18 protein-coding genes and 1 pseudogene are annotated in these 16,269 nt (G+C 66.4%); 10 read left to right on the plus strand and 9 right to left on the minus strand.

Annotated elements, in window-relative coordinates; all coding sequences use genetic code 11:
• Positions 1–102 precede the first annotated feature (102 nt).
• A complete protein-coding gene (locus tag AC0IYU_RS15370; protein WP_472118346.1) occupies positions 103–843 on the minus strand; it encodes a Crp/Fnr family transcriptional regulator in 741 nt (246 codons plus the stop codon).
• Positions 844–1,049: 206 nt separating this feature from the next.
• Between AC0IYU_RS15370 and AC0IYU_RS15375 the strand changes: the two genes are divergently transcribed.
• The 4 genes from AC0IYU_RS15375 (at position 1,050) to AC0IYU_RS15390 (ending at position 3,394) form a co-directional block, all read left to right on the plus strand.
• Positions 1,050–1,265 (plus strand): hypothetical protein, encoded by a 216-nt coding sequence (locus tag AC0IYU_RS15375; RefSeq protein ID WP_435440178.1) that lies wholly within the window; start codon positions 1,050–1,052, stop codon positions 1,263–1,265.
• Between the two features lie 70 nt (positions 1,266–1,335).
• Positions 1,336–2,229 carry an HDOD domain-containing protein gene (locus AC0IYU_RS15380; RefSeq protein ID WP_472118349.1) on the plus strand — a complete coding sequence of 298 codons (894 nt, stop codon included), beginning with the start codon at positions 1,336–1,338 and terminating at the stop codon, positions 2,227–2,229.
• A 13-nt stretch (positions 2,230–2,242) separates the two neighbouring features.
• Complete coding sequence (locus AC0IYU_RS15385) at positions 2,243–2,491, plus strand: helix-turn-helix domain-containing protein (protein ID WP_472118351.1); 249 nt, start codon at positions 2,243–2,245, stop codon at positions 2,489–2,491.
• A gap of 150 nt (positions 2,492–2,641) precedes the next feature.
• Positions 2,642–3,394, plus strand: coding sequence for a hypothetical protein (locus AC0IYU_RS15390; protein ID WP_472118353.1), 753 nt, complete (start codon positions 2,642–2,644; stop codon positions 3,392–3,394).
• Positions 3,395–3,415: 21 nt separating this feature from the next.
• Here the strand turns inward: AC0IYU_RS15390 and AC0IYU_RS15395 are convergent, their stop codons facing one another.
• Positions 3,416–3,769, minus strand: a complete 354-nt coding sequence (locus AC0IYU_RS15395) for a hypothetical protein (protein ID WP_472118356.1) — start codon at positions 3,767–3,769, stop codon at positions 3,416–3,418.
• A gap of 228 nt (positions 3,770–3,997) precedes the next feature.
• Here AC0IYU_RS15395 and AC0IYU_RS15400 point away from each other — a divergent pair, with 228 nt between their 5' ends.
• Genes AC0IYU_RS15400 through AC0IYU_RS15410 form a run of 3 tightly spaced genes read left to right on the plus strand, consistent with a single transcriptional unit; the run spans position 3,998 to position 8,081 of the window.
• Positions 3,998–4,501 carry a (2Fe-2S)-binding protein gene (locus tag AC0IYU_RS15400; protein WP_472118359.1) on the plus strand — a complete coding sequence of 168 codons (504 nt, stop codon included), beginning with the start codon at positions 3,998–4,000 and terminating at the stop codon, positions 4,499–4,501.
• The gene (locus tag AC0IYU_RS15405) at positions 4,495–6,780 is read left to right on the plus strand and encodes a xanthine dehydrogenase family protein molybdopterin-binding subunit (protein ID WP_472118569.1); all 2,286 of its coding nucleotides are present in this window, start codon (positions 4,495–4,497) and stop codon (positions 6,778–6,780) included. The genes AC0IYU_RS15400 and AC0IYU_RS15405 overlap by 7 nt, the downstream gene beginning before the upstream one ends.
• On the plus strand, positions 6,777–8,081 hold the full coding sequence (locus AC0IYU_RS15410) for a c-type cytochrome (protein ID WP_472118362.1): 1,305 nt from the start codon (positions 6,777–6,779) through the stop codon (positions 8,079–8,081). The genes AC0IYU_RS15405 and AC0IYU_RS15410 overlap by 4 nt, the downstream gene beginning before the upstream one ends.
• A 57-nt stretch (positions 8,082–8,138) precedes the next feature.
• Here the strand turns inward: AC0IYU_RS15410 and AC0IYU_RS15415 are convergent, their stop codons facing one another.
• The gene (locus AC0IYU_RS15415) at positions 8,139–8,969 is read right to left on the minus strand and encodes an alpha/beta fold hydrolase (protein ID WP_472118365.1); all 831 of its coding nucleotides are present in this window, start codon (positions 8,967–8,969) and stop codon (positions 8,139–8,141) included.
• Positions 8,970–9,389: 420 nt separating this feature from the next.
• Between AC0IYU_RS15415 and mdtD the strand changes: the two are divergent.
• Positions 9,390–10,739: pseudogene (gene mdtD, locus AC0IYU_RS15420) on the plus strand (multidrug transporter subunit MdtD); the annotation flags it as partial.
• Here mdtD and AC0IYU_RS15425 read toward each other — a convergent pair.
• Complete coding sequence (locus AC0IYU_RS15425) at positions 10,670–11,992, minus strand: aminotransferase-like domain-containing protein (RefSeq protein ID WP_472118368.1); 1,323 nt, start codon at positions 11,990–11,992, stop codon at positions 10,670–10,672. The pseudogene mdtD and the gene AC0IYU_RS15425 overlap by 70 nt on opposite strands.
• Positions 11,993–12,086: 94 nt before the next feature.
• Between AC0IYU_RS15425 and AC0IYU_RS15430 the strand changes: the two genes are divergently transcribed.
• Positions 12,087–12,689 (plus strand): DJ-1/PfpI family protein, encoded by a 603-nt coding sequence (locus AC0IYU_RS15430; RefSeq protein WP_472118371.1) that lies wholly within the window; start codon positions 12,087–12,089, stop codon positions 12,687–12,689.
• On the opposite strand, the gene AC0IYU_RS15435 is transcribed toward AC0IYU_RS15430, so the two are convergent.
• Positions 12,686–13,096 carry a hypothetical protein gene (locus tag AC0IYU_RS15435; protein ID WP_472118374.1) on the minus strand — a complete coding sequence of 137 codons (411 nt, stop codon included), beginning with the start codon at positions 13,094–13,096 and terminating at the stop codon, positions 12,686–12,688. The two genes, AC0IYU_RS15430 and AC0IYU_RS15435, sit on opposite strands and share 4 nt — an antisense overlap.
• Before the next feature lie 74 nt (positions 13,097–13,170).
• Between AC0IYU_RS15435 and AC0IYU_RS15440 the strand changes: the two genes are divergently transcribed.
• On the plus strand, positions 13,171–13,545 hold the full coding sequence (locus tag AC0IYU_RS15440; protein WP_472118378.1) for a hypothetical protein: 375 nt from the start codon (positions 13,171–13,173) through the stop codon (positions 13,543–13,545).
• Positions 13,546–14,041: 496 nt separating this feature from the next.
• On the opposite strand, the gene AC0IYU_RS15445 is transcribed toward AC0IYU_RS15440, so the two are convergent.
• The 4 genes from AC0IYU_RS15445 to AC0IYU_RS15460 form a co-directional block, all read right to left on the minus strand.
• Positions 14,042–14,401, minus strand: coding sequence for a hypothetical protein (locus AC0IYU_RS15445; protein WP_472118381.1), 360 nt, complete (start codon positions 14,399–14,401; stop codon positions 14,042–14,044).
• A 69-nt stretch (positions 14,402–14,470) separates the two neighbouring features.
• Positions 14,471–14,764 carry a DUF3658 domain-containing protein gene (locus AC0IYU_RS15450; protein ID WP_472118384.1) on the minus strand — a complete coding sequence of 98 codons (294 nt, stop codon included), beginning with the start codon at positions 14,762–14,764 and terminating at the stop codon, positions 14,471–14,473.
• Positions 14,765–14,923: 159 nt separating this feature from the next.
• Positions 14,924–15,472 carry a hypothetical protein gene (locus AC0IYU_RS15455; protein ID WP_472118387.1) on the minus strand — a complete coding sequence of 183 codons (549 nt, stop codon included), beginning with the start codon at positions 15,470–15,472 and terminating at the stop codon, positions 14,924–14,926.
• Positions 15,473–15,693: 221 nt separating this feature from the next.
• Positions 15,694–16,035, minus strand: coding sequence for a hypothetical protein (locus tag AC0IYU_RS15460; RefSeq protein ID WP_472118390.1), 342 nt, complete (start codon positions 16,033–16,035; stop codon positions 15,694–15,696).
• Between the last annotated feature and the right edge of the window lie 234 nt (positions 16,036–16,269).

Below are 16,269 nucleotides of genomic sequence, written 5' to 3' on the forward strand. Positions count from 1 at the left end.
CCGTCGCATGAACACGTCGGCATCCGCATTGTTGCCCGCCGGAGTGTCGTCATCTGTGCGCCTGCGTACCGAGTGGAATGCGGGGAACCCGGGCGCGCAGGCTCAGCTGGCGAGCCGGTCCGGCAGCAGACGGTCCGTTTCGCGCTTGACGACTTCGTAGCACTCGCACACCTGGCGTTCAAGCCCCGGCCGGTCGAGCACGGTGATGTGGCCGCGCGCGTACTTGATCAGGTTCAGGCGCTGCAGCTTGCCCGCCGCTTCGGTCACGCCTTCGCGCCGCACGCCGAGCATGTTGGCGATGAGCTCCTGCGTCATCACCAGTTCGTTGCCGGGCAGGCGGTCCAGGCTCAACAGCAGCCATCGGCACAGCTGCTGCTCCAGCGAATGGTGCCGGTTGCACACCGCCGTCTGCGACATCTGCGTGATGAGCGACTGGGTGTAGCGCAGCAGCAGGTGAAGCAAAGGCCCGCCTTTTTCGGTCAGTTCCTTGATATGGGTCGCGCTCACCCGGTAGGCATTGCCCGCGCTTTGCACCACCGCCCGGTTGGGCGTGCTGCCCCCGCCCATCAGGAGCGAAACCCCCACCATGCCCTCGAAGCCCACCACGGCAATTTCAGCCGATTGCCCGTTTTCCAGCACATACAGCAGCGAAACGATGGCGTCGGTCGGAAAAAACACGTACTGCTGCACCACGCCGGACTCGTAAAGCACTTCTCCCAGACGCAGCGGCACCAGTTCGAGCAGCGGTTTCATCCGGGCCATCACCTCGGCGGGGATGACATCCAGCAGGCTGTTGCGCGCGGCAGCCGCAGGCAACGAAGACGAAGACGAAGGCAGTGCCATGGCAGGGAGCGGCTTCCAAAGTTCACATGATTCTGCGGCGCATCCACTCGCGTCTGTACGTTAGCGCACAAAGTACTGCCATTTTGTTTTGGGGGGGCGTCGGTGCGCTGGCGAACGGTGCCGGCAACGATTTGGCGCTAGCGTGGGAACAAGTCACCTCTGCTTTGGAGGAAAACCCTTGCGGGGACGCAGGAGGCCGAATGCCCATGCGAATGCTCAGCCGCCTGTGCTGCGCGCAATTACCGCTGCTGATCGACGACCAGGAGGAAATCCAGATGTGCGAAGTGCTGCGCAGCGCGGGGCTCATCGAGGCCGACCTGCCGCCGGTGCTGTACCGGCGCGGGCACCACGTGTATGCAGGTCAGGCCACCGTGATGCGTGTGACGCCGAAGGGCCTGTCCGCGTCGGGGCAGAAGCGCTGAACGAAGGGGCTGTGCGGGCGGCGTCCAATTCAACCGCTGCGCCACGGTGCCTAAAAAAAAGGCGGCTTTCATGCACCTGAAATCTTTCGATTGCAGCAAAATCCCGGGCTTCGAGAAAACTCATTCCAAGATCGCAATGACGCTGGACGACCTGTTTGCCGATAGCCATCTGCTGCCCACGGTACCGAAGGTGGTGTTCGATCTCATCGAGATCCTGCGCGACGAGGACGCCGCGGTCAGCGCGGTGGCTCGCAGGCTCGAGCTCGACCAGGTGCTGACCGCCAGGGTCCTGCGCCAGGTCAACTCCCCCTATTTCGGGCTTCGGCGGAAGATCTCGTCCATCCAGGACGCCATCCAGATGCTGGGTTTCTCCTCGATCCGCTCCCTGGTGGTGAGTTCGGGCCTCACGGGCACCTTCCGCAAGGTCGACGGCGTGAACCTGCCGGCGTTCTGGTCGCACAGCCTGCGCGTGGCGTCGGTGGCGCGCTACCTCGCCGGCAAGACCCGGCGCGTCGACCAGAGCCTCGCATTCACCGTCGGCAGCATGCACGCCATCGGCCACCTGATCATGGCCGGCGCCATGAAGGAGCAGATGGCCGTGCTCAATGCAGCCCACCCCTTCGACGCCATGGGCCGCCTCGAAGTGGAAAAGCAGCAGTGGGGCTACCACTACGGCGACGTCAGCGCCCGGCTGGCCGCACGCTGGGAATTTGCCTCCGACTTCACCAGCGCCCTGGCCGGCTTTGCCGACCCGATGGCGTGCGAACAGCAAGACCCGCTCGCCAATGTGCTGCATCTGGCGGTGTGGCGCGTTGCGCTGGAGCGCGAAGGGCTCGTGATCGGCGATGCGCGGCACGTGTGGCCGGCCCTCTCGGCCGACGCCATCGGCCTGTCGGAAGCGGTCGTCCAGGAGATGCCGGCACCGCGCGAGCTGGCTTTCGATCTCGAATCGATGATCGCCTGAGCCTGCGCAGTCCATGGCACAGGGCAAGCGAGTTTCCGCAGACATCAGCGAGGACGCCCTTCGGGCGATCAAGGACATGGGCGCCGCCGCCAAGGCGGGCCGAATCGGCGCGGGCGAGGGGCAGGCCGCGGCGGCCGCCCGCCTGGGCGTGCACGTGCAGACCATCGCGCGGATCGAGTCCGGGGAACCGGGCGTCGCCATCGGGCACGTGCTGGGCATGCTGGTGCTGTACGGCATCACGACGAAGCTGCAGCAGCCGTAGTCGCCCATCAGGGGGCGAGCCTCGTTCAGAGGGTCACGGTCATTCGAGCATGGGACAGGCAGCGCAAGCGTGCGGGGTCGCGCTATCCTCGCCGCCCCACCCACCTGCGGAGCACCGATGACTTTTTGCGCTGTCCTTGCATTGCCGGGCTTGAGCCTGGCCGTCGCCGACACGAGATTCACCTTCGAGGGGAACACGCCCGGGGTGCAGCACCACGACGGCCCCGACGACCTGTCCATCGACATCGCCGGCACGGGCCACCGGACCACGCTGCCCTTCCATCGCCGCAAGCTCCAGATGATCGGGCGCAGCTGGGCCACGGGCACGGGCGGCGTGCTGGCCGTGCGGGCGGCCCTGAACGCGCTGAGCGCCGCCGCGGCGCAGGACGGCCCCGCCGCGCGCGCGCTCGTTCTTGGCCGGACCGACGAGCTTCTCAAGGACGCCCGCGCCGCGAGCGCTCCGGACGCCAGCCTTCTGGACACCATCCTGATGTGCGCGCGCTTCGCGCAGGCGCCGGCCGTGCCGCTGCCGTGGGCGTTCTCGCTCACCGAGCGAGCCGGCGACGCGCCGCAGAAGATCGAGTCGCCGATCCTGGTCAATTGGCCGCTGGCGCTTGCAGACAGCGATCAGCTGGCGGGCGCGGAAGACGCGCTCGACGCCGGCCTGACCCGGTCGGGCGGCCTGCCGGACATTGTTCGCGCCTTCGCGGGCGCGCTGCACACGAGCTCGCAACACGGCGCGTCGTGCGGCCCGATCGCCCAGATCGGCTTCACCGCCGATCGCGGGCCGAAGGGCGTTCTTTCTTATTACGTGAGCGCGAACGCGGCGGAACTCAGCCGCTGCAGCGACGCGGAGTTCGAAGCGTTGATCGGGCAGCCGATCGAGGTTTCCGAGGGAAGCTGAGGTTGTCGCCAGGCAGCCTTCTCAAAGGGCACCTGCGAGGGTCAGCTGTCGCCGGCTCGTCCAAAGGTTGACCAGGGCGTCGAGCTCCGTGGCATGGAGCCGGTCGGGCCGGACAGCTCCTTCGTCGAGCAGGACCCCTGTCCCGAGCGAGGCCTGCCAGCAATTGTCAGAGAGCTTCCTGAAATGGCCGAGGCACACGTATCCGAATGGCGCCGAAAGGGAGAAGGCACATCGCCGCAGCAGCATGCCGTCGCTGCGCGCGCCTTCTACCTCCTTGGTCGACACGAGCACGTGCAGACCATCGTCCTGGAGGATGTTCTGCCTCGGCAGGATGGCCAGGAGCGGGGAAGGGCGGGGGGAACTCGAATCGGGCATGACTGTCCGTATATCGGCAACCGGGCGCGCAAGTTGAGGGCGCCGATGTCCGGACAAGGGTAAGCACCCAAGCCCGGTGCCCGCCTCGTCGACCCCCCTTCTCGCGCAGCACTTGCGCCAAGTCCGGCAGCCATTCGCAGCCGGCCTTGGGCCCAAGCAAAAATCCCGAAGTCGCGCTATGGTTCGGTGCCGCTCCCCACGGCGAATTTCAAAAAGAAGGCAGGGCCCATGATCGATCTCAACATCAACGGCCAGTCCGTTGCCGTCAACGCCCCCGACGACATGCCCTTGCTCTGGGCATTGCGCGACATCGTCGGCCTGACCGGCACCAAGTTCGGCTGCGGCATCGCCCAGTGCGGCGCCTGCACCGTGCACCTCGACGGCCAGCCCGTGCGCTCGTGCGTGCTGCCGGTCGGCAGCATCGGCAAGAAGGCCATCACCACCATCGAGGCCATCGCCCAGACGCCGGCCGGCCAGAGCATCCAGAAAGCCTGGCTCGAGGTCGACGTGGTGCAGTGCGGTTACTGCCAGTCGGGCCAGATCATGTCCGCCGCCGCGCTGATCCAGCGCACGCCCAACCCGAGCGACGCCGACATCGACATGGCCATGTCGGGCAACGTCTGTCGATGCTGCACCTACTCGCGCATCCGGGCGGCCATCAAGCAGGCCGCCACCGGCAAGCCCGAGGTGCTGCAGTCGGTCGTGGCCATGCCCGCCAGGAGCACATCGTGAGCGCCGCAGGCATCAGCCGGCGCGCCGCGCTGCAGGCCGGCGGCCTGGCGCTCGCCTTCACCTGGGTCGGGGGCAGCAAGGCCTTCGCGGCCATCAGCGCCCGGCAGCAACCCGCCGACGCGGCCGCCGCGCTGGCGGACGGCAACCCGGCCTTCGCACCGAACGCCTTCATCCGCATCGACGCCGACGGCGGCGTGCGGCTCGTGATGCCGATGGTCGAGATGGGCCAGGCCATCTACACCGGCTCGGCGATGCTGCTGGCCGAGGAGCTCGGCGTGGAGCTCGACCAGGTACGCGTGGAGCATTCGCCGCCGAACGAGGCGCTCTACGGCATGCCGCTGCTGGGCGGCCAGATCACCGGCGGCTCGACCAGCACGCGCGGCACCTACGCCGTGCTGCGCGAGGCAGGCGCCGTGGCGCGCACGCTGCTGGTGGCCGCCGCCGCCGCGCAATGGAAGGTCGACCCGGCGAGCTGCACCGTGGCGCGCGGCGTGGTAAGCCATGCGGACTCGAACCGGCAGCTCGGCTTCGGCGCGCTCGCCGGTGCCGCCGCCAAGCTGCCGATGCCGGGCAAGGTCGCGCTGAAGGAGCCGAAGGACTTCAAGCTCATCGGCCAGCCGCTGCGCCGTGTCGACTCCGCCGACAAGGTCAACGGCAAGACGCAGTTCGGCCTCGACGTGCGCGTGCCGGGCATGAAGGTGGCCACGGTCAAGGCCTGCCCCACGCTGGGCGGCGTGCTGGCCTCGGTGGACGACAAGGCGGCGCGCGCGATTCCGGGCGTGGTAGCCGTCATTCGCATCAAGGACGCGGTCGCGGTGGTGGGCGAGCATTTCTGGGCCGCCAAGCGCGGCCTCGACGCGTTGAAGCTCACGTGGACGCCGGGGCAGAACGCCGCGCTCACCACGCAGCAGTTGCGCTCGGCGCTGACCGACGCACTGGCCAAGGGCAAGGCCATCGTCGGCAAGGAAACCGGCAAGCGGCCCGAGGGCACGCTGGTGCAGGCGACCTACGACCTGCCGATGCTGGCCCACGCGACCATGGAGCCGCTCAACACCACGGTGCATGTGCGGCCCGACGCGTGCGAGATCTGGGTGGGCACGCAGGTGCCGGCGCGCTGCGTGAGCGTGGCGGCCAAGATCACCGGGCTGGCCGAAGACAAGGTGGTGGTGCACAACCAGTACCTGGGCGGCGGTTTCGGGCGGCGGCTGGAAACCGATTCGGTCGAGCAGGCCGTGGCCTTCGCCAGGCAGGTGCCCTACCCGCTCAAGGTGGTGTGGACGCGCGAGGAAGACATTCGCCACGACATCGTGCGCCCGATGTACCACGACGACATCTCGGCGGTGGTCGACGGCGACGGCGACATCCTGTGGTTCGGCGACCGCATCGCGGGCGGCACGGTGCTGGGCCGCTGGGCGCCTGCCTTCATGGGCAAGGACGGCATGGACGGCGACCTGATCGAATGCGTGGCCGAGCCCTGCTACGACCTGCCCAACCTCAAGGTCGAATGGGTGCGGCACGACATGCCGGCGGGCCTGAACGTCGGCTGGTGGCGGGGCGTGGGGCCCACGCACAACCTTTTCGTGATGGAGAGCTTCATCGACGAACTGGCGCAGCGCGCCAAGAAGGACCCGGTGGCCTACCGGCGCGCCCTGCTGAAGAAGAACCCGCGCACGCTCGCGGTGCTCGACCTGGCCGCGGAAAAGATCGGCTGGGGCAAGGGCGCGCTGCCTGCGCGCACGGGCCGCGAAGGAAACGAAGGCCGCGTCGGGCGCGGCGTGGCCGTGGGCGACCCGTTCGGCAGCCGCGTGTGCGCAATGATCGAAGTGGAAGTTTCGCCGCAGGGCGAAGTGCGCCTGCGGCGCGCAGTGGTCGCGCTGGACTGCGGCATTGCCGTGAACGCCAGCTCCATCGAGGCGCAGATCCAGGGCGGCCTGCTGTTCGGGCTGAGCGCGGCGCTGTTCAGCGAGATCACGCTGCAGGGCGGCGCCATCGAGCAGAGCAACTTCCACGACTACCGGATGCTGCGCATCAACGAATCGCCGCCGGTCGAGGTGCACACCGTCAAGAGCGGCGAAGCCCCCGGCGGGCTGGGCGAGGTCGGCACCGCCATCGCCGCACCGGCGCTGGCCAACGCGATCTTCGCGGCCACCGGCGTGCGCTTGCGCGCATTGCCCGTGAACCGCGCGCTGCTGGCGCAGGACAAGGAGGCGCTGAAGAAGAAGGTCGCCGATGGCGGGCCTTCAGCCCATGAAGCGCAGGGCGAAAGGAGCGCGGCATGAAGCGGTTCTTCAAGGTGCTGGTGGTGCTGGTCGTCGTGGCCGCGGGGCTGTATTTCTTTCTGAACCGCACCGACAAGTCCGAGGGCGAGGCGCCGGTGCTGGCCGGCGCGCCGAGCGATGCGGCGCTGCTGGTGCGCGGCGAGTACCTCACCAAGGCCGCCGACTGCATCGCGTGCCACACGGTGGCCGGCAAGGGGCAGCCCTTTGCGGGCGGCGTGCCCTTCGTGCTGCCTTTCGGCACGATCTATTCGTCGAACATCACCGCCGACCCGGCCACGGGCATCGGCGGCTGGAGCGACGAGCAGTTCGTGCGCGCGGTGCACGACGGCGTGCGCGCGGACGGCAAGCGCCTGTACCCGGCGTTCCCGTACACCTCGTACACGGCGCTCAGCCGCAACGACGTGCTCGCCATCAAGGCCTACCTCTTCAGCCTGCCGCAGGTGAACCAGCCGAACAAGGAGGCCGACTTGGGCTTTCCGTTCAACCAGCGCTGGGCCATGGGTTTCTGGAACGCGGCCTTCTTCAAGAGCAGCCGTTTCGAGCCCGACCCGGCCAAGCCGCTCGCGTGGAACCAGGGCAAGTACCTGGCCACGGCGCTTGGCCATTGCGCGGAGTGCCACACGCCGCGCAACCTGGCCTTCGCGCTGGAGACGAGCAACAACCTCGCGGGCGAATCGATCCAGGGCTGGCGCGCCTACAACATCACGTCGGACGCGAAGAACGGCATCGGCGCCTGGAGCGACGCCGACATCGCCAGCTACCTCACGACCGGGCATGCGGACGGCCGCGGCTCGGCCTCGGGCCCGATGGGCGAGGCGGTGGAGCACAGCCTGCAGCACCTGAAGCCGCAGGACACCGCGGCGCTCGTGAGCTACCTGCGCACGGTGCCGGCCAAGCCGGGCAAGGACCCGATCGAGATCGACGCCAAGGCGCCCTGGGCCGTGGCGGCCAGCGCGGCGGCGCCTGCGGCCAACACGGCCGAAGGGCACGAGCAGGGGTTGCGGCTGTTTGCGGCGGCATGCGCCAGCTGCCACCAGTGGAACGGGCAAGGCCAGCAGACCAATTTCGCGTCGCTGCTGGGCACGCGCGGCGTGAACGACCCGGGCGGCGCCAACGTGACGCAGATGATCCTGCAGGGCGTGAACATGCGCGTGCACGACAACGAGGTGTACATGCCCGCATTCGGCAAGGCCTACACCGACACCGAAGTGGCGGCGCTCGCCAACTACGTCATCGCGCAGTTCGGCAACAAGCAGGGCACGGTGACGCCGGAGTTCGTGGCGAAGCAGCGTACGCGCTGAGGCGCTGAAGCGCGGGAGGATCCGGCATCGTCGATGACCGGATCCAGGAACTCGGCCTCAGCCCTTCACGAACGCCAGCAGGTCCGGGTTGATCACGTCTGCCTGCGTCGACAGCATGCCGTGGGGAAATCCGTCGTAGCTCTTGAGCGTGCCGTGCTTGAGCAGCTTGGCCGACAACGGGCCCGAGTCCGCGTAGGGCACGACCTGGTCGTCGGTGCCGTGCATCACGAGCACCGGCACGTCGATCTTCTTCAGGTCTTCGGTGAAGTCGGTTTCGGAGAACGCCTTGATGCACTCGTAGTGCGCATTGGCCGCGCCCATCATCCCCTGCAGCCACCAGCGGTCGATCAGGCCCTGCGAGATCTTCGCGCCCGGGCGGTTGAAGCCGTAGAACGGGCCGGTCGGCAGGTCGATGTAGAACTGCGCGCGGTTGGCCGCGAGCGCGGACCTGATGCCGTCGAACACCTCCATGGGCAGGCCGCCGGGGTTGGCCGGCGTCTTCACCATGATGGGCGGCACGGCGCTCACCAGCACCGCCTTGGCCACGCGGCCCGGCTTGGCGCGCGCCACGTAGCGCGCCACCTCGCCGCCGCCGGTCGAATGGCCGATGTGCACGGCGCCCTTCAGGTCCAGCGCGTCGGTCAACGCGGCGACGTCGGCGGCGTAGGTGTCCATCTCGTGGCCGCCCGACGTCTGCGAGGAACGGCCGTGGCCGCGCCGGTCGTGCGCGATCACGCGGAAGCCCTTGCCCAGGAAGTACAGCATCTGGGTGTCCCAGTCGTCGCCGCTCAGCGGCCAGCCGTGGTGAAAGACGATGGGCTGCGCGGTGCGCGGGCCCCAGTCCTTGTAGAAGATGTTCGTGCCGTCCTTGGTGGTAACAAAGCTCATGGTGGATCCTTTGGTGTGGTCGGGATGGGTTGCGGCTGGCGCTGAAAGCTTCTGCGCGGCAGCCAGGGTCGAGGTGCCAAGGGCGGAAACCGTCACGATGCCTGCCGCACTCGCCAGAATGCTCCGCCGCGAGGCACCTGTCGATGTTTTCGTGTGGATGTGGGACATGCTTCTTTCCATGGGTCGCGTTGCTCGGCGGCGAATGCAGGATTGCCTCGCCGACACCGGTACTCTGGTCGAACGGGCGCGGTAAATCTTGAACGGAATGCCTGTGCTTTGAACGTTGTCGCCGGCAGCCTGCGCAGGTTTGCGCTCGCCTGCGCCCCACCGGCAGCGTCGGGTACCCCGAACTCGGGATACTCCTCACCCTGCGGCGCCCGCGCCGCGTTCTGTGGAATCGAGTTGCAGCAAGCCAGACCGTTGGAAGAGAAAGCCGCCCGCAAGGCCTTGTTGTGGATCGTCGCGGGGGGCTTCTTCATGCAGTCGCTCGACACCACGGTCGTCAACACCGCATTGCCGTCGATGGCCAGCAGCCTGCATGAAAGCCCGCTGGCGATGCAGCCGGTCGTGGTGGCCTACACGCTGACCATGGCCATGCTGACGCCGGCCTCGGGCTGGCTCGCCGACCGCTTCGGCATGCGCGCCACCTACCTCGTGTCGATCCTGCTGTTCGTACTGGGATCGGTGTGGTGCGCTGGCGCGCAGTCCCTGACGCAGCTTGGCGCCGCGCGCGTGCTGCAGGGGCTGGGCGGCGCGATGCTGCTGCCCATCGGACGGCTGGCCATTCTCCGCAGCGTGTCGGCCGAGGGCTACATCGCGGCGCTCGCCACCGTCAGCGTGGCGGGGCAGCTCGGCCCGCTGCTCGGGCCCACGCTGGGCGGCTGGCTGGTGCAGTCCGCCAGCTGGCACTGGATTTTCTTGATCAACGTGCCGATCGGGCTGGTGGGGCTCTGGGCGGTGCGGCGCTTCGTGCCCGTGGGCCGGCTGGAAGACGCGCCGCGCTTCGACTTTGTCGGCTTCGGCCTGCTGTCGCTGTGCATGGTGGCGTTCTCGCTGGCCATCGATGTGCCCACCACCACGCACCGCGGCGCCTGGTCGGCCGGGCTGTTCGCGCTCAGCGCCGTCTCGGCGCTGGCCTACCTGCCGCACGCGCGCAGGCGCAGGGCGCCCTTGTTCCGGCTGGGCCTTTTTCGCGAGCCCAACTTCGGCGTCGGCCTGCTGGGCAACCTGGTGGCGCGCATCGGCAGCAGCGCGGTGCCTTTCCTGCTTCCCCTGTTCCTGCAACTGCAGCTGGGCTACAGCCCCTTGCATTCGGGCCTGATGATGATTCCCGCCGCGCTGGCCGGCATCGTCACGAAGTCGTGGATCAGCGGGCTGGTCAACCGCTTCGGCTACGACAGCTTCCTGCTCGGCAACACGCTGATCGTGGGGGGCTCGATCGTGTCGTTCTGCCTGATCTCGCCCGAATGGCCGTTGTGGGCACAGGTGGTGCAGCTCGCTGTCTTCGGCGGCGCGAACTCCATGCAGTTCGCCGCCATGAACAGCGTCACGCTCAAGGGGCTCGGCAAGGCGGATGCCAGCAGCGGCAACAGCCTGTTCTCGATGGTGCAGATGCTGGCGATTGCGCTGGGCGCCACCATCGGCGGCGGCCTGGTCGGGCTGCTGTCGGGCGAACTGGCCTCCACCGCGCTGGCGTTTCGCTACACCTTCATCGCCGTCGGGGTGATCACGCTGCTGTCGGCGGGCGTGTTTCGCTGGCTCGACGAGGCGCGGTTCACGTGCGCCGACGTGGCGAAGGGCTCGGCCGTCGACACCGACACTCCTTCGCGCACCAGCGCCGCCGCGACCCGGTCGGCGCGCGTGTCTTCCGGCAAGGGCAGCCACACGAAGTACGACGCCGGGTGGCGCACGCACCTGAGGCCCGCCAGCGCCTCGGTGGCAATCGCCTGCCGCAGGGCGGCGTCTTGCCGCTTCTGCGATTCGAGCCGTCCGACCGTGCCGTCGTCCAGCCACGCGCAGGCAATGGCGGTCGTCACGCCCGGGGTGCACCAGGTCGTGGCCCGGATCGCGCGTTCGAGCTTCGACACCCACGCCTCGGGCACCACCACGAACCCCACGCGCAGGCCGGTCGCCACGCTCTTCGACAGGCCCGAGACATACACCGTGGTCTCCGGTGCCAGCGTGGCCAGCGGCACGGGCGGCATCTTCTTCGGATCGTCGGCCAGGAAGGCATAGGCCGCGTCTTCGATGACCAGCAACCCGTGCCGCCGCGCGATGGCCACGAGCCGGCGACGGCGGCTCTCGCTCATCACCCAGCCCAGCGGGTTGTGCAGGGTCGGCATGGTGTAGACGGCCTTGACGCGGCGCTTCGCGCACAGGCGCTCCAGCGCGTCGAGGTCGGGCCCCTGCCCCGACGCGGGAACAGGTGCCAGTTCCAGGCGATGCGCCTCGGCGAGCGCCTTGAAGCCCGGGTAGGTCAGGGCGTCGACCGCCACCACGTCGCCCGGTTTCAGCAGCGCCATCACCGTCACCGCCAGGCCGTGCTGCGCGCCGTCCACCAGCAGCACCCGCGACGGCGGCACGACCAACCCGCGCGACACCAGGTGCCGGGCGACGCAGGCCCGCTCGTGCATGCGCCCGCCATGGGGCGCGTAGCGCAGCATCGACTCCAGCTCGCCACCGGCGGCGAGTTGCCGCAAGGCAGCGCGCAGCAGGTCGGCCTGCCCCGGCAGCGACGGGTAGTTGAAGTTCAGGTCCACCAGGCCCGCCGCCACCGCCTGCTGGTCGATGCCTTGGCCCGGGGGCAGCGCGGTCTCGCGAACGAAGGTGCCGCGGCCGACCTCGCCGCTGACCAGGCCCATGGCCTCCAGCTCCGCATAGACGCGCGAGGCCGTGGCCAGCGCCAGGCCGTAGTGCCCGGCCAGCCGCCGGTGCGTGGGCAGGCGGGTGCCCGGCGGCAGGCGCCCGCTGCGGATCTCGGCCGCGAACTCGTCGACCAGTTGCTTGTATCGGGCTTCAGCCATCGCGGGATGTATCCATGACAATTTTTTGATTGTATGGAGCGGCTTGCCTACGATGAGCACCTTCCGCGCCCCAACCCCAACACGCCCCCTCGCCATGCACATCGCCATCCTCACCTTCGAAGGCTTCAACGAACTCGACTCGCTCATCGCGCTCGGTGTGCTCCACCGCATCAAGACGCCGGGCTGGCGCGTGACCCTGTGCTGCCCGAGCCCGCAGGTCACGTCGATGAACGGTGTGACGGTGCACGCGCAGTCCTTGCTGGAAGAAGCGCGCCATGCGGATGCCGTCGTCATCGGCAGCGGAAGCAAGACGCGGGAGGTCGTCGGCAACCCCGAGTTGATGGCGCGCCTGGCGCTCGACCCCGCGCGCCAGCTGATTGCCGCCCAATGCTCCGGCACCTTGATCCTGGCCAAGCTCGGGCTCGTGGGCAGCGTGCCGGCATGCACCGACCTGACCACCAAGCCGTGGGTGCAGGAAGCGGGGGTGGAAGTGCTGAACCAGCCCTTCTACGCACGGGACAACGTGGCCACCGCGGGCGGGTGCTTTGCCGCGCCCTACCTGGCCGGCTGGATCATCGCCCGCACCGAAGGGCTGGAGGCCGCGGCGGCGGCGCTGCACTACGTGGCGCCCGTGGGCGAGAAAGAAGCGTACGTGGCCAACGCACTCGGCAACATCAGGCCCTACCTGCCGAATTAGGGCCGTGCGGCCTGGCTGCGTTGCTGGGTGACGGGCACGTGCACGTCCCACTTCTGCGCGGAGTTCACCGCCCGCGTGCAGACCACCGAAATCACGCGGCGGCTGTGCTCCGACAGCTCGCCGCCCTTCGTGTTCGAGAACCAGCGGATGGAGCCCCACCGCGCCGTCAAAGGCACCGCGCACCTCGGCACCAGAACCTTGAGGTTCGGCTCCATCGCTTTCCAAGTGCCGTGGGTCCTGGCGTTCTCGCGGGCGATGAATTCACGCGCCGCTTCGCGTATTTCGTAGAGGCCGTGGACCGCGTCATTGGAACGCATGCCCTCGATGCCCGAGGCGGCCAGACAGTGCGCGGACGCGGCGAGCCACAACAGGGGAAAGAAAGGCAGGAGCCGGCGAATGCTTTTCATGGTTTTACGGCGCAGGGAAGCGATAGGTGTGGGCTACATTGCCGAACGATTTCCAGGCTTGGAGGAGCGTTGAAATGACGGAAGTCTGCATGGTATTTTTTCGGGCCGGCACATGCGATCTGGCGGGGGCAGCTTCTTCGCTGCGTGAGCATGGCCTCGATGTTTCGCAATTGCCCGACGTGTTGGTTGCGAGCAGTGCGGAGTCTCCACCGTTTTGCATTCGCGTTTCGAGCGCACCGTACGTTCAAACGGAGGCGCGCGAGATCGCCGTGGGTACGCCGCACGAAGCGGCAATGCGCGAGTGCACGGCACGTTTCGAGATAGAGATCGACGACCTGGACGAAGCGCTCGACGAGATCAACACGCTCATCGAAGTGCAAGCCGCACTGCAAGAGGCGTCGAACGGCTACCTGTTCGTGCCTTGGAGCGGGCATCTGTGTGAGCCATGAAATTTCTACCTTCGCCGGGCTGCATTGAGTCGGGCGAATCGAGAATTTCCGGCGCATTTGTTTTTCGGGCCGGGCCGCCTTTCTCAATCGTGAATGCCCTTTTCACTCAAAGCCCTGCCTGTGAGGCGAGGAAGGCATCGCACGTCGAACACCGGCTACAAATTGATTGATTGAATGAATGAGCCGCTTCGCCTCGCGACATAGGGCTTGAGCGGGTGCAATTGAAGTCGAGCTTGATGCCGGCCAGCTGAGGACAGAAAGGAGGCGCACTTCGATACGCTGCCACCTTTCCCTCATCCGGCCAAGCACGGGGGGTGCTTTACGCCTGCACCGCGGTCGGCGGGTCAGCGCGGCTGCGGTACTTAGATCGCGATGACTGACCGTCGCGTTCGGGCCCGAACCGGCTGTACAGGTTTCTCCAGAGCGGACCTCCATCGCCTTGCCTTCAGCATTGGTCCGAGCACCGTCTCCGACGTCGAGGTCCAGGTCGAGCGATTCAGATGGATTTCTGCAGTTCGGCCGCTGAAACAACAGGCACAAGTGGGTCCCAATGAAAGAGCTGGACGTATGTGTCCCACCCGGATTCGCCTGAACACATAGCCATGGATGCAACCGCCATGTGCACCTTGTGCTCTGGAGCTTCGTAAATCAGCGCAAGCATCGTGCGCCACAATTCTCCAGGCTGCTCAGTTCCGAAAGTGAAATTGAAGTAGGCCCCGCTGTCTTCTCCGCTCTGAAATGCGTGGTGCCGGACAAGGTCTACACGACTCGCCAACTCGGTGAACAGGTCGGTCAGCCGAGCGATGTCTATGCCCGGCGACCTCTCAGGTTGTACCTGGACGGAGATGGATTTCAAATCTACCCTCGGTTGATGCGGGTGCTCGAAGAAACAGCGTTGCGAAGGACCGTTGATGGCCGTCTGCCGTCAGGCACGCCGGCGCCGTACTTCGCTAAAGCGCATGCGCCGTAGGCTGCCTTGCGACTCAAGTTGACCAGACTCGACGAGCAGCGCGAGCCGCTTCACGAAGAAGACATCAGGAATTCCGCTCAGGCGGTCAGGCATCGAAAGCATCGCCATCCCGACCACGCGTGCGACCTTCCTCCAATCGTCGGAGACTTGAGAAAGAATTGCCGCATCGATGCGCGCCAGCACGCCTTGAGGCAGCCTGGCGAGCCGTTCGCTTTCAGCGGGTGAAAGCTCGGTGTCTTCGTCATTCATCGTGCTGAATTGTTGGATGTGTCAGCCTAATCGGATGGGCTGCTCGCGGCCGGATTTTTCCCTGCAGCGCGACTGGCTGGTTCTGGCCGATGGAAGTCGAAGGCAGGGGAAGCCAAAGGTCAGATGGAGCCGTACGGCGTTATCCTTACCAGACAGTCGTCAGCTACTTCGAAGTTCCTCAAGATCGATACCCACTAAGGAGTTTGCCTTTATCGCGAGCGCGGTACGCAACCCTACGACGACTTGAAAGGCCTTAAGAGGCACTGAGCCGAACTCGAGGGAGGAGCGATAGACCCCCGCTGCGATGGGTTCGACAAGTTTGCCCAGAAACAACGGGATGGGGACTACTTCATCGAAAAACTGCCCGCACGCTGGGCAGCGTTTTGCACGTTCAGCCGCCGAATATTCCAGTGCTTTTTGCGGGCGCAGCCAGTAGAAATCCGGGTCCGCCGGTAGCGCAATAAAGTCTTCTTTCGTAGCACCGCCCTCCTGGAGCACCCTGCGCAGGCGTTCTGACACCAGGATATAGCCGTCATACGTAGCGGTGATGTCCCTACGACGCTTCTTCACGCGGTACTCGGGACCGATGTAGAGGGCATCGACCTTTACGCCGCATGCCGGGCAAGTCGCCGGATGAGGTCGCCCCACGACTCCGAAGCGCCATTCACCGATTTGATCATCGGGCTCGTAGGTTTCGTCGCCCAACATGTAAGAGTTGTCGTTGTGCCCGAATAGCGTATATGCCCACACTGTCTTGGCTTGCTTCACCTGCCTCCCTTGCATGTAGTCGTGCAGCCGTCGTTGGTCAATTTGTTCCTCTGCTGTGACTGGATTTTGACCACTGGCGCGACCGACCGGTCCTGGCCGACTGTAGCCGCATGATTTGCCGAAAGCTGGCATCCCATCCACGCGTGTGAAAGCCGCTACCGCTATCGTTGTTCTGGTTTTCGCCTGGCTTTCAATTCAGATATTTCTTTCTCGACGAGGGCGACGAGTTCCGGAGTTTCCTCAAAAGACTCGGCGCTAACAATCTTGGACATGGCTTCGATGGCCAACTCCAGATCCTCGTCGTAGTTGTGAATCGGCCATACGTAGACACGACCGAGCATGACGAACAGAGCGCCCGCAGCACGCACGACTTCTGGTTCGTCAGTTGCATCGGCCTTGATTCCCTCGAGCCACTTATCCCTTAACTTGGTCGAATCCATGAGATTGCCAAACCAATCGGCAGCGGCATCGTTGTCCCAAGGTTCAAAAGCCCACATTCCCATACCTTGCCTCCTTTATCTAGTACGCGACGACAGGCCGTTTCCTGGCCGAATTTTTCCAGAAGTGGCGAGCCACCGAAGGCGACCAATCAATCACCAAGGAAGACCAACTCTCCGCCTCGTGAAGTCCGGCGGCAGTTGCCCGCCAACGGTTACTTTCCAGTCGATCATTCGATAGCTCGCGTTTCTGGGTGTCTTTTCATGGCCGACCGTGGCTGAAGCGAGGTCTGCATCGCA

The sequence above is a fragment of the Variovorax sp. AC103 genome (genome assembly GCF_979254005.1).

Excerpts from the sequence above, each read along its gene's own strand:
- AC0IYU_RS15415 (WP_472118365.1), bottom strand. The coding sequence starts at position 8,969 with ATGAGCTTTGTTACCACCAAGGACGGCACGAACATCTTCTACAAGGAC.
- AC0IYU_RS15440 (WP_472118378.1), top strand. The coding sequence starts at position 13,171 with ATGACGGAAGTCTGCATGGTATTTTTTCGGGCCGGCACATGCGATCTG.
- AC0IYU_RS15455 (WP_472118387.1), bottom strand. The coding sequence starts at position 15,472 with ATGTTGGGCGACGAAACCTACGAGCCCGATGATCAAATCGGTGAATGG.
- AC0IYU_RS15410 (WP_472118362.1), top strand. The coding sequence starts at position 6,777 with ATGAAGCGGTTCTTCAAGGTGCTGGTGGTGCTGGTCGTCGTGGCCGCG.
- AC0IYU_RS15425 (WP_472118368.1), bottom strand. The coding sequence starts at position 11,992 with ATGGCTGAAGCCCGATACAAGCAACTGGTCGACGAGTTCGCGGCCGAG.
- AC0IYU_RS15450 (WP_472118384.1), bottom strand. The coding sequence starts at position 14,764 with ATGAATGACGAAGACACCGAGCTTTCACCCGCTGAAAGCGAACGGCTC.
- AC0IYU_RS15435 (WP_472118374.1), bottom strand. The coding sequence starts at position 13,096 with ATGAAAAGCATTCGCCGGCTCCTGCCTTTCTTTCCCCTGTTGTGGCTC.
- AC0IYU_RS15385 (WP_472118351.1), top strand. The coding sequence starts at position 2,243 with ATGGCACAGGGCAAGCGAGTTTCCGCAGACATCAGCGAGGACGCCCTT.
- AC0IYU_RS15430 (WP_472118371.1), top strand. The coding sequence starts at position 12,087 with ATGCACATCGCCATCCTCACCTTCGAAGGCTTCAACGAACTCGACTCG.
- AC0IYU_RS15395 (WP_472118356.1), bottom strand. The coding sequence starts at position 3,769 with ATGCCCGATTCGAGTTCCCCCCGCCCTTCCCCGCTCCTGGCCATCCTG.
- AC0IYU_RS15370 (WP_472118346.1), bottom strand. The coding sequence starts at position 843 with ATGGCACTGCCTTCGTCTTCGTCTTCGTTGCCTGCGGCTGCCGCGCGC.
- AC0IYU_RS15460 (WP_472118390.1), bottom strand. The coding sequence starts at position 16,035 with ATGGGAATGTGGGCTTTTGAACCTTGGGACAACGATGCCGCTGCCGAT.
- AC0IYU_RS15380 (WP_472118349.1), top strand. The coding sequence starts at position 1,336 with ATGCACCTGAAATCTTTCGATTGCAGCAAAATCCCGGGCTTCGAGAAA.
- AC0IYU_RS15400 (WP_472118359.1), top strand. The coding sequence starts at position 3,998 with ATGATCGATCTCAACATCAACGGCCAGTCCGTTGCCGTCAACGCCCCC.
- AC0IYU_RS15375 (WP_435440178.1), top strand. The coding sequence starts at position 1,050 with ATGCGAATGCTCAGCCGCCTGTGCTGCGCGCAATTACCGCTGCTGATC.